Annotated in this window: 11 protein-coding genes; 5 read left to right on the top strand and 6 right to left on the bottom strand. The window is 70.5% G+C overall.

The features are described 5' to 3' along the window. Positions 1-152 precede the first annotated feature (152 nt). Complete coding sequence (locus ABH920_RS31900) at positions 153-740, bottom strand: Rieske (2Fe-2S) protein (RefSeq protein WP_370352913.1); 588 nt, start codon at positions 738-740, stop codon at positions 153-155. A gap of 169 nt (positions 741-909) precedes the next feature. Beyond that, positions 910-1,515 carry a TetR/AcrR family transcriptional regulator C-terminal domain-containing protein gene (locus ABH920_RS31895; RefSeq protein WP_370352912.1) on the bottom strand — a complete coding sequence of 202 codons (606 nt, stop codon included), beginning with the start codon at positions 1,513-1,515 and terminating at the stop codon, positions 910-912. Positions 1,516-1,629: 114 nt separating this feature from the next. On the opposite strand from ABH920_RS31895, the gene ABH920_RS31890 reads away from it, so the two are divergent. Beyond that, positions 1,630-3,165: an FAD-dependent monooxygenase gene (locus ABH920_RS31890; RefSeq protein WP_370352911.1), complete on the top strand. Its 1,536-nt coding sequence runs from the start codon at positions 1,630-1,632 to the stop codon at positions 3,163-3,165. Here ABH920_RS31890 and ABH920_RS31885 read toward each other — a convergent pair. The 3 genes from ABH920_RS31885 to ABH920_RS31875 form a co-directional block, all read right to left on the bottom strand. Next, positions 3,158-5,032, bottom strand: a complete 1,875-nt coding sequence (locus ABH920_RS31885; protein WP_370352909.1) for a serine/threonine-protein kinase — start codon at positions 5,030-5,032, stop codon at positions 3,158-3,160. The two genes, ABH920_RS31890 and ABH920_RS31885, sit on opposite strands and share 8 nt — an antisense overlap. A 247-nt stretch (positions 5,033-5,279) precedes the next feature. Beyond that, the gene (locus ABH920_RS31880; RefSeq protein WP_370352908.1) at positions 5,280-6,203 is read right to left on the bottom strand and encodes a hypothetical protein; all 924 of its coding nucleotides are present in this window, start codon (positions 6,201-6,203) and stop codon (positions 5,280-5,282) included. A 119-nt stretch (positions 6,204-6,322) separates the two neighbouring features. Further along, the gene (locus tag ABH920_RS31875; RefSeq protein WP_370352907.1) at positions 6,323-6,877 is read right to left on the bottom strand and encodes a SigE family RNA polymerase sigma factor; all 555 of its coding nucleotides are present in this window, start codon (positions 6,875-6,877) and stop codon (positions 6,323-6,325) included. A gap of 322 nt (positions 6,878-7,199) precedes the next feature. Here ABH920_RS31875 and ABH920_RS31870 point away from each other — a divergent pair, with 322 nt between their 5' ends. Together ABH920_RS31870 and ABH920_RS31865 are read left to right on the top strand one after the other, a co-directional pair. Continuing rightward, positions 7,200-8,270, top strand: coding sequence for a 3D domain-containing protein (locus tag ABH920_RS31870; protein WP_370352906.1), 1,071 nt, complete (start codon positions 7,200-7,202; stop codon positions 8,268-8,270). Further along, positions 8,264-9,901 carry a cellulose binding domain-containing protein gene (locus tag ABH920_RS31865; RefSeq protein ID WP_370352905.1) on the top strand — a complete coding sequence of 546 codons (1,638 nt, stop codon included), beginning with the start codon at positions 8,264-8,266 and terminating at the stop codon, positions 9,899-9,901. The genes ABH920_RS31870 and ABH920_RS31865 overlap by 7 nt, the downstream gene beginning before the upstream one ends. Before the next feature lie 57 nt (positions 9,902-9,958). On the opposite strand, the gene ABH920_RS31860 is transcribed toward ABH920_RS31865, so the two are convergent. Next, a complete protein-coding gene (locus tag ABH920_RS31860) occupies positions 9,959-10,309 on the bottom strand; it encodes a hypothetical protein (RefSeq protein ID WP_370352904.1) in 351 nt (116 codons plus the stop codon). Between the two features lie 243 nt (positions 10,310-10,552). Here ABH920_RS31860 and ABH920_RS31855 point away from each other — a divergent pair, with 243 nt between their 5' ends. Both ABH920_RS31855 and ABH920_RS31850 read left to right on the top strand, forming a co-directional pair. Further along, entirely contained in the window at positions 10,553-11,410 is an 858-nt protein-coding gene (locus ABH920_RS31855; protein WP_370352903.1) for a peptidoglycan-binding protein, read from the top strand. 113 nt (positions 11,411-11,523) lie between these two features. Next, positions 11,524-12,297, top strand: a complete 774-nt coding sequence (locus tag ABH920_RS31850; protein WP_370352902.1) for a peptidoglycan-binding protein — start codon at positions 11,524-11,526, stop codon at positions 12,295-12,297. Positions 12,298-12,463 lie beyond the last annotated feature (166 nt).

Raw genomic sequence — 12,463 nt, 5'->3', positions numbered from 1 at the left:
GGCCGGGTCCTTGCGACCGGCGAGGCCTACGCCAGACCCGAACACCACAAGAAGGGCACCAAACCCCGCCGAAAAGGTTAAACGACAAGCTTAGCGCGCCCCACCAGAAAGCCCCAGGTCACCGCACAGACCTGGGGCGAGGTTTCCTCGGGTCAGGCCTGTGTGATCTCGCCGTTCGCAACGGTGATGTTGATCGGGGCCAGCGGCTGGGTGGCGGGGCCGTTCGCCACCGAGCCGTCGGCGATGTGGTAGCGGCTGCCGTGGCAGGGGCAGGCGATCAGACCGTTCTCGACGGCGGAGACGGTGCAGCCCATGTGCGTGCAGATCGCGGTGAAGGCCTTGTAGGTCCCCGCCGTGGGCTGGGTCAGGACGATCTTCTGGTCGGCCAGGATCGTGCCGCCGCCGACCGGGACGGCCGAGGTGGCCGCGAGGGCTGCGGCCGCGCCGGTGGACGTGGACGTGCCGGAGGAAGAGGACGAGGCGGCGGATCCGCTGCTCGAGCTCGAGGATCCGGCCGCCGACGTCGTGCCGCCGGCCGCGGCCGAGGTGCTGCCGGCGGCGGTGCTGCTTTTCGAGGACGAGCAGGCCGCGCACAGTGCGCCGGCGGCGACCACGATGCCGCCGAGCAGGGCGCGGCGCCGGGTGCCGTCCGGGTGCGAGAGACAGGCGGGCTCGTCGGGGGACTGGGACTGGGGCGCGCCGGGATCAGTCTGAGCGGTGGCGAGATCAACGGTGGTCATCGTCGGGGTCGTCTCCTGTGTCTGTGGCGTCTGCGTGTGGCATTGGCAACTCCTGTACCGACCGACACGTTCCCCGGCGCCGATCGGTTCAAGAGGCGCCCACCCGCGGTCGACGGAGATGCCCGGCAGCAAGTGGCCGAACCACATCAGCAGGCCGGTGGGCATCACCCTACGACTGGCCTTCCTCCAGCTCGGCACGCATGCCGGCGACGATGGCGTGCAGGCCGTGCTCGAAGATCGCGTCGGGATCGCTGACGGCACCGGCCGCGGCGAGGAGGTTCGGGTACTGCGACACGGCCTCGCGGGCGGCGTCGTCGGTCGGGCGACCGTTCGCACCCTCGCGCTCCAGGGCCGAGCCGGTGACGTAGTTGCTGATCGCCAACAGGCCGCGCAAGGCCTCCTCGGGCGTGAAGCCCGCCGCGGTGAGCGCTTCGAGCATGGCTTCCAGCTTCGGGAACAGGTCCTCGGTGGGCCGGGTCTGGGCGGCCAGGCGGGCGCCGTCACGGTGCCGGTTCAGGCCGTGGTACTGGATCCGGGTGCGTTCGACGAGCCAGTCGTCCCAGGCCTGGCCGGGACGCGGGACCCGCAGTTCCTCGGTGCTCATCGCGACCAGCATGTGGTCCAGCAGTTCCTGCTTGTTCCTGAAGTGCCAGTAGAGCGCCGGGGCCTGGACGTCGAGCTCCTTGGCCAGCCGGCGCATGGACAGGCCGTCCAGGCCGACCTCGTCGAGCAGCGCGATGGCCGCCGTCACGATCGCGTCGCGTTCCAGCTTCACTCCGGCTCCGTTCCCGTGTCCGTCGGCGCCGCCGACCTGCGGCCCTTGACAGCTTAACAGCGTTCAGGGCAGCCTTAACGGTGTTAAGTTTAACGCTGTTAAGGGAGGTGCGCGATGCGTATCGTCATCGTCGGGGGCGGTCCGGTCGGCCTGATGGCCGCATGTGAGCTGCGGTTGTACGGCATCGAGACAGTGGTGCTGGAGCGCCGCGCGGACATCGACCCCACCATCAAGGCCGGCGCGATCCAGGGCCGCGGCGTGGCCGCGCTGGACCGGCGCGGGCTGGCCGAGCGGGTGCGCGAGGCCGGCGGGCCGGGGCTGCGCGACTTCGAGGCGCTGATGCGGGAGAACGGGCTGCGCGGGCACTTCTCCGGGATGTTCGTGCTGCGCGAGAGCAACTACGGCGGGGAGTGGATGCTGCCGGTGGCGCAGCAGAAGCTGGAGGAGGTGCTGAACGAACGCGCGGTCGAGCTGGGCGTCGACTTCCGGCGCGGGCACGTCGTGCGGGAGTGGCATCAGGACTCTGAGGGCGTGACGCTGGTCGTCGCGGACGCGACGGACGGTTCAGGAGCCGGTTCCGAGGCCCAGCCCTACGAACTGCGCGCGGACTGGCTGATTGGCGCCGACGGCGGACGGTCGACGATCCGCAAGGGCGGCGCCTTCGCCTTCCCCGGGACGGACGGCGTCATCACCGCCTACCAGGCCATCGCAGAGGTCGACGATCCCGACTTCGTACCGCGCGGCTGGAACCGCTGCGTCGGCGGCACGGTGGTGAACGGCCCGTACCCGGGACGGCTGCTGCTGGTCGGCTTCGACGGCCCGCCAGCCGACCGCGACGCCCCGGTCACGCACGAGGAGCTGCAGGCGACACTGCGCCGGATCAGCGGCACCGACGTCGCCATCCGGTCGATCACCACCGTGACCCGCTTCACCGACAACGCACGCCAAGCCGACACCTACCGCGACGGCCGCGTACTGCTGGCCGGCGACGCCGCGCACATCCACTCGCCATTCGGCGGCCAGGGCCTGAACCTGGGCCTCGGCGACGCGGTGAACCTGGGCTGGAAGCTGGCCCTGGTGGCCCTCGGCCGCGCGCCGGAAAGCCTGCTGGACACGTACACCGCCGAGCGCCACCCGGTGGCCGCGCGGGTACTGGACAACACCCGCGCACAAGTCGCCCTCATGCAGCCGACCCCGCACACCGAGGCGCTGCGCGGCATCTTCGCCAAGCTCGTCGAGCAGCACGACGCCAACCGCTGGCTCAGCGACATGATGGGCGGCACAGACGTGCGCTACGAGGTCGGGTCGGAGCTCGACGCGGTGGGGCGGTTCTGCCCGGATCTGGTGCTGCGGACGGCGGACGCGGCGGGGGCAGACGGCACGGTGCGGCTGGCCGAGCGCCAGCGTTCCGGACGCGGACAGCTGCTGATCCTGGACGCGCCGGAGTCACCGGACGCGACGCAGTGGATCAAGGCCGCGTCCGGCTGGGCCGACCGGGTCGACGTGACGGTGGGGACGTGCGCGGACGCCCCGTCGCGGGCGGTGCTGGTGCGGCCGGACGGGTTCGTCGCGTGGGTCGCGGAGTCGGAGCAGGGGTTGGAGGAGGCGCTGGGGCGCTGGTTCGGGCCGGCTGATCCCCTCGCTATGTGAGGCAGATGAGTTCTACGCCGACGCTGTTCGATTCGCCGGTCTTTCCATCGGCAGTCCAGGTCACATAGACCGTGCCCCGTGTGGTCCCGTTCGGAGCTTCTCGCATCGGGAAGCTCTGCGACGTGTCCTGCTTCAGGGTTACCCCGCCTCCGGGGGTGCCACCGCCCGCCAGATGCCAGGTGTAGCTGATATCCGCGGCGCCGCCCGGCGCGCTGATGAGCGTCAGCGTGAGGTTGTAGATGCCGGGGCATTCGCCCGGCTTGTAGTTCGGTGCCGAGACCTGCGCCCTAATGGTCAACGGCGGCTGCGAAGAAGAACTCGTCGACGGCGTACTCGGCGTCGAGCTACTCGAACTCGACGACGAACTGCTCGACGAGCTCGAGCTCGACGGCGTCGAGGAACCGACCGAAGGCAGGCTCGCCACCGACGAGGGCGAGCTGGAGCTCGAACTCGACCGGGAGCTGAAGCTCGGGAAGGACGACGAGCTCGAACTCGAGCTCGTACTGCTGGTGGAACTCGACGAGCTCGATGAACTGGACGAGCTCGAAGAACTTGAGCTCGTGGACGTCGGCGCCGCGCCCGAGTCGTTGCTGGTCGGCGTGCCGGTCGGCTGGCTCGGGGTCGGCGTGAACACCACCGACGTCCCGCTCGGCGGGTCGGCCCGGCGTTTGTTCTTGTTTCCGCTGGCGACGGCCACCGCCGCGATGATCAGGAGCAGCGCCAGTGCGGCGGCTGCGAAGGCGCTCATCTTGAGCTTGTCCGGCATGCGGCGGCGGGGTCCGCCCCGGAAGTCCTCGTTCCAGTAGCCGTCGTCGGGGTCGGCGCCGCCGGGTCCGCCCTCGTTCGGCGAGCCCTGGTTCTCGGCGCCGCCCGGGCCGCCTGGGCCGCCCGAGCCCAGGCCCAGCGAGTCCAGCCCGCCGGCGGCCGTGCCGCCGCCGACGCCCGGGGCGAGCAGCCCCAGCAGCGGCCAGAGAACGAGGACGATCTCCTGCCGGCCGCGCTCCTCCCACTCGACGCCGTAGACGTCGGTCGCCGCGCGTTCGACCTCCGCGACGAACGACCACACGTCCTGCGGCCGCTCGGAGGGGTCCTTCGCCAGGCCGTGCATGATCAGCTGCTGCACCTCGGCCGGTACCTCGGCCAGCGGGATCGGCGCGGTGCGGTGCTTCTCCTGCAGCTCGTAGACCGTGTCGGCGGAGTAGGGGACCCGTCCGGTCAGGCACTCGTAGAACGAGGCGGTGACCGCGTAGATGTCCGTCACCGGCTGGGCCGGCGCTCCGTCCCACTGCTCCGGTGCCATGTACGCCGGGGTGCCGACGCCGGCCGGGGTCGTGGCGTCCGGGTCCGGGCCGGCGACGGGGCTCGGTTCCGCGCGCTCGGCGACGCCGAAGTCGGCCAGCTTGCTGAGGCCGTAGGCGTTGATCAGGACGTTCGACGGCTTGTAGTCGCGGTGGACGATGCCCATCTCGTGCGCGGCGCCCAGACCCAGCAGCGAGCCGCGCATCACCGACAGCGCCGCCTCCGGCATCATCGGCCCGGTCTCGTGCAGCACCCGGTACAGCGTCGGCCCGGCGACCAGCTCCATCACCATCGCCGAGCCGGAATCGGACTCGACGTACTCGAAGAGCTGGACGACGTTCGGGTGCCGCATCTCGGCCAGCAGCGCGGCCTCGGCGCGGAAGCGCTCGACGAACTCGGGGTCGTCGGCGTACCGCGGGGCCAGATACTTGATCGCCACTTCGGTGCCGGTCGCGTCCTGGACGGCCGACACCACTCTGCCGGTCGCACCGGCACCTAGCATCCCGGTTTCCGTGTAGCCGGGAACGGTCCAGCCAGACAACGTGAATCCCCCTGGTTGTTGCCTCATGGCCGCTGATTTTCGAGCGCAGCGTATCAGCGGAATAGAACAAGCTGGCGACGATCCCGCCGCCCGAATCCGGATCGATACGTCGGCCGGATCGTAGCGGTCCGAGAGGGGCGGTGACCAGGCTGGACGCCGGTATTGGGGGTTACCTTTCCAACCGGCCCCGGTGAGCGCGTACGACGGGCGCCGGCCTGCCCCGCCCGGAAAGGGCGGAGCAGGCCGGCGCGAGGTGGACCATGCCGGGGCCCGCCTAACCCAGCGCCCCGATGACGGTCTGCAGAACCGCCGCGTCCTGGGAGGTGTCGCCGATCGCCGAACCGCCCTTGATCTCCAGCACCTCCATGACCTTGTCCTTGACCGCGAAGTAGAAGTGCAGATCGGACTGCTCGCTGTAGTTGCCGTTCACCTCGGCCGGGACACCGTTGTCGTCGCGCAGCCTGTGCTCGATGGCCTCGCCGCCGGCGGCCTGCGCGCTGACGGTCGTGGTGCTCGTGACGGGACGGTGGGTGATGGGGTCCTGAGCGCCCTTGAAGCCGGCGTCCTCCGCGAGGAGCGTCGAGGTGAAGGCCTGATACGCCGCCTGGGCGTCCGCGGCGCTGGAGTAGGTGAAGAACTCCTGGGCCGCGACCGGCGGGAGCCAGGCGCCGTTCTTCCGGACCGGGACGCCGTTGGACTGGTACAGCTGGACGTCCATCTTCGACGCGGCGTGGGACGCGCCGGGCTGGTTGTGCACCGTGCAGTCGGTCGGCGAGTAGATGTCGAGGAAGACCTCGCTGCCGGTGCAGTGGACGAGGCTGCCGCCGGAGGTCCAGTTCATGAGGCCGGCGAACGGCACCTGCGCGGGGGTGAGCCAGCTCGGGACCGTCGCCGTTCCCGGCGGCGATCCCGCCGTCGTCGAGTTCTGCGGGCCCGTCGGGTTCGTGGTGCCTCCGGTCGTGCCGCTCGTCGTGTGCGGCGCGCTGGACGTGTTCGACGTGCTCGACGTGCTCGGCGTTCCGGACGCGCTCGTCGGCGTGGTGGTCGGAGTAGCCGGGGCGGTGCTCGTCGTGGGCCGCGGAGTGGTGTCCGTGGCCGGCTGGCCGGTGCCGTCGGACGACGCCGCCCGGAACGCCGCGGACGTGCCGATCGCGATGATCACGAACGACGCGGTGGACAGGACGATTCGCTTGCGCATGGTGCGCTTCCTTCCTTTGATCCGGGCGGCTTGTGCGCCCGGGGTGTGTGCGGCTGCCGCCGCGAAATCGATGGCGGCGGAGAGGGTTGTGTCGAAGTCCTTGGAGCTCTGGGACACGGTCAGATCTCCCCTCGGTGAAGGGCCTGCTTGATGTTCTGCTGCGACGGTTGCCGCGGCTCGAAGCTCTCCGCGAACTCCGTGAGGTGCGGTGCCAGGGCTCTGCGTCCCCGGGCCAGCCGCGCCTTGACCGTGCTCGGCTTGGCCCCGGTCTCGGCCGCGATCTCGTCGACCGACAGGCCCGCGTAGTGGTGCAGGACGATGGCCATCCGCTGGTCGGCGGAGATCTTGCGCAGCGCCGCGACGACCGCGAGATGGTCCGGGTTCATCCCGGACACCTCGGTCGGCGGGGCTTCGCGGCTGTGGGCCTTCAGCCGGTTGACCGCTCTGCGCCATGAGGACACCGCAAGCCGTCCGGCGACGGTGCGCACCCAGGCCTCGGGGTTGCCGTGCTCCGCGGAGAGCCTGGTCCACCGTTGCCAGGCCCGCACGTAGGCCTCCTGAACGCAGTCCTCTGCTTCGTGCATACTGCCGGTCATCGCATAGACCTGGCCGACCAGCCGCCGGTGCGTCGCCTGGTAGAACGCGTCGAAATCCTGCTCCAGCGCAGCCGCCACGTCGTCCCCCCTCCCCGTTGGTACCGTGGCTTTCGGCCGCGGCTTCGGTGGGATTACGAACGGCGGAGCGACCCGGTTACATCACGAATCGGTAACGGCGCGCGGGGCCCGCGGCGGCTGCGAAGACGACGACGAAGCGCTCGCAGGATCACGCGAACCGGTGCCAAAGCCCGCAGAAAACCGCAGAAACCCGCAGACTCCCTTGCCCGACCCTTGTGGCGGCACAAGGGTCCTGATTCCCTTGACAGCCCTGTGGTCTAGTCCAATTATGTGCCCTGCGGCTCCGGAGCCATTCCCCTTCCGACGTCCTTGGGAGCACACCATGAGCCTGTTCCCCATCAGGCGACGAATACCCCGCCACGCCCCGAGCCGCCGGCCCGGCCCCCGCACGCGCGCGTTGTTGGGCGCGGTGGCCCTGACCGTCGCGGCCATCGGCGCCGTCGGGGTCGCGGCCGCGCAGCAGGCGCGCGCCGACGGCACGTCCTCGCTGCCCACCTGTCCGTTCTGGACCAACGTCACCCCGCCGCCGCGGACGGACACTCCGTGGGTGCCGCCGTTGCAGACCGCCCAGCCGGTCGACCTCTCCTCGCGGCTCGCCGCCCCCGGAGGCGTCACCGGCACACTGACCGGCGGCCAGGTCGACATCAGCTTCAACCGGGTGGCCGGCGCCCAGGCCTACCGGGTGTGGCGCAACGGCCAGGCCGTCGCGTGGGTCACCGACTGGGGCCAGCCGGCCCTTACCGCGGTCGACACCGCGCCGTGCCAGAACGCCTACTACTCCTTCGAGGCGATGAGCGACCAGAGCGGGTCCGACTCCTCGCTGGGTCAGATGTCGGCGCCCTACCAGCTGAACTCGGACGGCGCGGTGGTGCCGTGGCAGACGCCGGTCGGCAGCACCGTGACCATGATGGTGACGTCCTACAACGACGGCGGGAACACGGCCTCGGGCTACCAAGCCGGGCTCGGGATCTGCGCGGTCGACCCGCGGGTGATCCCGTGGGGCACGTACTTCACCGTCCCCGGCTACGGCACCTGCTACGCCGCCGACATCGGCACCTGGATCCAGAACGACACCGTCGACGTCTGGCTGCCCGGCTCGCAGGCGAACGGCTGGGGCGTGCAGCACCGCACGGTCACCATCATCGCCAACCCGTTCAGCGGACCGGCCCCGCCGCCGTCGAGCTCGTCCAGCACGTCGAGCTCGCCACCGACCTCGGCGTCCAGCAGCTCCGCCGGCGCGTGCACCACCGCGCCGTGGAACTCCGCGACGGCCTACAGCGGCGGCGCGACCGTCAGCTACGGCGGCCACACCTGGACCGCGAAGTGGTGGACCCAGGGCGACGTGCCCGGCGCCAACTCCCAGAACGTCTGGACGGATGACGGACCATGCTGAAAGTTATACGGAGAAGCCTGATCGGCGCCGCCACCGGCGCCCTGTTCGTGGGTGGTCTGACACTGTCCTCGCCGGTCGCCTCGGCCGCACCGGCCGCCTCGACCCCGCTCCCCACCGCGGTCTACTCCAAGACCTCCGACTGGGGCAGCGGCTTCCAGGCGCAGTACGTGCTCACCAACCCGATGTCCGTCCCGCTGAACGCCTGGTCGCTCCGGTTCAGCCTGCCGGCCACCGAGAAGATCACCAGCATGTGGGGCGGCACCGACACCGCGAGCGGCACCACGCACACCGTCGCCGCGCAGTCCTACGACACCACGATCGCGGCCGGGGCCTCGATCACCATCGGTTTCGACGCCAGCAACTCCGGCACGTACGCGGATCCGTCGGCCTGTCTGCTCAACTCGGATCCCTGTGACGGCAGCGCGGACGTCCAGCCCCCGACCGCGCCGTCCGGCCTGACGGTGCTGAGCACGACCTCGACCGCGGCGTCCCTGTCCTGGACCGGGTCCACCGACAACGTCTCGGTCGCCGGGTACGACGTGTATTCGGGCTCGAAGATCGTCGCCACCTCCCCGGGCACCGCGGCGACCGTCACCGGGCTGTCGCCCTCGACCTCGTACTCGTTCACCGTCCGCGCGTACGACGAGGCCGGGAACCTGTCGGGGGCCAGCGGCGCGGTGAGCGCGACGACGCTGGCGAGCACCGGCGGCGGGCACCTGCCCGGCGTCGCCGCGCCGTTCGTCGACATCGGCGCCTGGCCGACGCCGAACCTCACGCAGATCGCCGAGACGACGGGGCTGCGCCAGTTCTCCCTCGGGTTCATCGTCAACGGCACCGCGACCTGCACTCCCAGCTGGTTCAACGCCTACGCGATGTCGGCCGGCTTCGAGCAGTCGGACATCGCGAGCCTGCGGGCGATCGGCGGCGACGTGAAGCCGTCGTTCGGCGGCGAGGCGGGCACCGAGCTGGCGCAGTCGTGCACCGACGTGCCGTCCCTGACCGCCGCCTACCAGTCGGCGATCACCGCCTACAACCTCACCCAGATCGACTTCGACATCGAGGGCTCCGCGGTCGCCGACCCCGCCTCGATCGACCGGCGCTCGCAGGCGATCGCCGCGCTCCAGCAGAGCGCGGCGGCCGCCGGCAAGACGCTGACCGTCACGCTGACGCTGCCGATCCTGCCCTCCGGCCTCACCTCCGACGGGCTCTACGTGGTGCAGTCGGCGGTCAAGTACGGCGCCAGGATCAGCACGGTGAACGGCATGGCCATGGACTTCGGCGACATCGAGGCGCCGAACCCCAGCGGCCAGATGGGCAAGTACGCGATCGAGACGGCGCAGTCGCTCTACGGCCAGCTGACGCCGCTGTACCCGTCCCTCACCTCGGCGCAGGTGTGGAACATGATCGGGGTGACACCGATGATCGGGCAGAACGACAACTCCTCGGAGGTGTTCTACCAGAGCGACATGCAGCAGCTGCTCACGTTCGCGCAGCAGCAGCACCTCGGCGAGCTGGCGTTCTGGGACGTGACCCGCGACGGCAACGCCTGCACCGGGTCGCTGTCGAAGTGCACTGACATCACGCAGACGCCGTACGAGTTCTCGAAGATGATCGCGCCCTACCAGGGCTGATCGTCATCGGCGTCCGCCGCGACGACGAGGGGCTGCCGGGTCGCCGGCAGCCTTTCGTCACTTCTTCTCGGTGATGTGGAACGGCGCGAACTGGAACTCGAAGGGCCGCACGCGCTTGCGCCGCCACACGACGGCCGAACCCCCGGCCGCGCAGGCGCCGATGAGGATCATCAGCGGGGGCACGGCCGCGTTGCGGTGGCCCTTCATCGAGGCGTAGTCGCGCCGTTGGGTCGAACCGTCGCCGAAATGCTCGATACACGTGTCGCCCTGGATCATCGGCTGCCCGTCGCACTTCGGCGCGGCGTTGGGATCGCCGGGATTCACGAGGAGCCAGATCCCGGCGATGAGAACCATGAGGCCGATGATCAGGCCGACCTGCGCGGCCCGGACCCAGCTGTTGATCACCAAGCGAGTTCCCCTCCTGTTGCGTGTCAGTGCCCTGTCGGCCCGCAACCCTATCGGCGCGCGGAAGGAGGGGGCGACGGCAATTCCTCCGGCGTCGCGCAGGCCTGGTCGCGGCCGTGTTCGGCCAGGTCGGAACAATGGAACGTTCCGAGTCGCGGGGGGAACGGGCCAGAGCGTTGTGCCGGGTTCCGGCCGACGGCGATTCTTTGTCACCGGATCGTCCGTCAGCCCACGAAGGGTACTTCCGTGAATCTGCGTCGCCGAATAACCCGCATCCAGATCGCCGCCGTGTCGGCCGTGGCGATCGCGGGGGTCGCCCTCGCCGCCGGTACCGCGAACGCCGCGTCCGTGCCGGCTCCGATCAAGCTCACGTCGTCGGCGTGCCCGGCCGACATCTCCTACGGCCAGATCAGCGGCTGCGTGACAGAGCTTCAGCAGCTGCTGAACGAAAACGGCGCGCATATCGGCGTCGACGGCGACTTCGGTCCCGCGACGCTGGCGGCCGTCAAGGCCTACCAGTCCGGCCACGGCCTGTCGGTGGACGGCATCGTCGGTCCCGCCACCAAGGCCGCGCTCGACGGCGGCAGCACTCCGCCCCCGCCGCCCACCGGCGGCGGCCAGACGAAGGTCGTTGACTTCGCCCGGGCCATCGAGGCCGGGAAGGCCGAGCGGGGCTGGGGCGGCGGCCGCGTGCCGTACGGCTGGGACGGCGGGCACACCTCCAACCCCGGCCCGAGCCCGGCGGACTGCGCCGCCGCCGGCGGGGACCCGGCCTGCTGGACCGCGACCGCCAACCACACCCTCGGCCACAACGGCCAGATCTCGGTGGACTGCTCCGGCTTCGTGCGCTGGGTCTACGACCTCGCCTACGGCCGTGACGTCTTCGGCCCGGACGGCACCTCGGGGCAGATCGCCCGGACGCACCGCGTCTCCACTCCGGCCCCCGGCGACCTCGCCTTCTTCGGCTCCGACGCGGCCAGCCCCGAGCACGTCGGCATCTACATCGGCGGCGGCAAGATGATCGACGCCCTGGACACCGGGACCTACATCGAGACCGACTCGATCTCGGCCGGCGGCCGTCTCATCGGCTACTACCGGTACTGATCCGGTGATCCGCTCCGATCCGAGCTGATCGGCTCTGAACCAATCCCTGCACCAGTTCCAGCACCACAGCCATGCACTTTTCCCTGCACTTTTCCGCAACGAAAGGCCCTGCCATGAACCTGGGCAGCCGCAAGTCCCGCCTCAGACTCGCCGTCGCCGCGACCGCCGCGGCGATCGCCGGCGTCGCCCTCACCGCCGGTACCGCGAACGCCGCGTCCGTGCCGGCTCCGATCAAGCTCACGTCCTCGGCGTGCCCGGCCGACATCTCCTACGGCCAGATCAGCGGCTGTGTCACCGAGCTTCAGCAGCTGCTGAACAAGAACGGCGCGCACATCGGCGTCGACGGCGACTTCGGTCCGGCCACCCTGGCCGCGGTGAAGAGCTACCAGTCCGGCCACGGCCTGTCGGTGGACGGCATAGTCGGGCCGGCGACCAAGGCGTCGCTGGAAGGCGGCAGCACCCCGCCCCCGCCGTCCCACGGCCGCTCCACCAACTACGACTTCGCCCGCCTGGTCCTGGCCGACGGCGGCTGGGCGCAGAGCTCGAACAACATCACCACCATGGTGCAGTGGATGGCCAGCGAGGAGCCGCCGTCGCACTGGTGGGACCGGAACAACCCGCTGAACAACGGCCTGGGCTCCGGCGGCGGCGCGGGCCTGGGCGCCTACCCGAACCTGGTCGTGGCCGCGCACTACGTCGCCGCGAACCTGAACGGCGGTCCGGCCGACTACGGCCACATCACCGCCGACCTGCGGGCGTCCGCCTCGCCGGCGGTGACCGAGAAGGCGATCTGGAGTTCGCCGTGGGCCGCCTCGCACTACGGTTGGGGCTCCGGGTTCTACCGCGGCCACGTGCCGACTGTCGCGGCTCCGGCCCAGGACTGGTAAGCCATTAGCAGCCGATCGGTGAATCGCGGCTGAGCTCAGAGGGTCCCCGGTGCGACTGCGGCATCGGGGACCCTCTGCCGTCCAAAGAGTTTGTAAACAGTTCAGCCGTTATGGCGCTGCGCAAGCGAACGGGGCCGTAGAGTGACTGCGCCATCGCTGCGGGGAC

The sequence above is a fragment of the Catenulispora sp. EB89 genome, assembly GCF_041261445.1.
Lineage (GTDB): Bacteria > Actinomycetota > Actinomycetes > Streptomycetales > Catenulisporaceae > Catenulispora.
This window is presented reverse-complemented; position numbering and strand designations above follow the sequence as displayed.

Bases quoted from the DNA above. Each gene is read 5' to 3' on its own strand.
- ABH920_RS31900 (WP_370352913.1), bottom strand. From the start codon at position 740: ATGACCACCGTTGATCTCGCCACCGCTCAGACTGATCCCGGCGCGCCC.
- ABH920_RS31890 (WP_370352911.1), top strand. From the start codon at position 1,630: ATGCGTATCGTCATCGTCGGGGGCGGTCCGGTCGGCCTGATGGCCGCA.
- ABH920_RS31885 (WP_370352909.1), bottom strand. From the start codon at position 5,032: ATGAGGCAACAACCAGGGGGATTCACGTTGTCTGGCTGGACCGTTCCC.
- ABH920_RS31880 (WP_370352908.1), bottom strand. From the start codon at position 6,203: ATGCGCAAGCGAATCGTCCTGTCCACCGCGTCGTTCGTGATCATCGCG.
- ABH920_RS31870 (WP_370352906.1), top strand. From the start codon at position 7,200: ATGAGCCTGTTCCCCATCAGGCGACGAATACCCCGCCACGCCCCGAGC.
- ABH920_RS31865 (WP_370352905.1), top strand. From the start codon at position 8,264: ATGCTGAAAGTTATACGGAGAAGCCTGATCGGCGCCGCCACCGGCGCC.
- ABH920_RS31850 (WP_370352902.1), top strand. From the start codon at position 11,524: ATGAACCTGGGCAGCCGCAAGTCCCGCCTCAGACTCGCCGTCGCCGCG.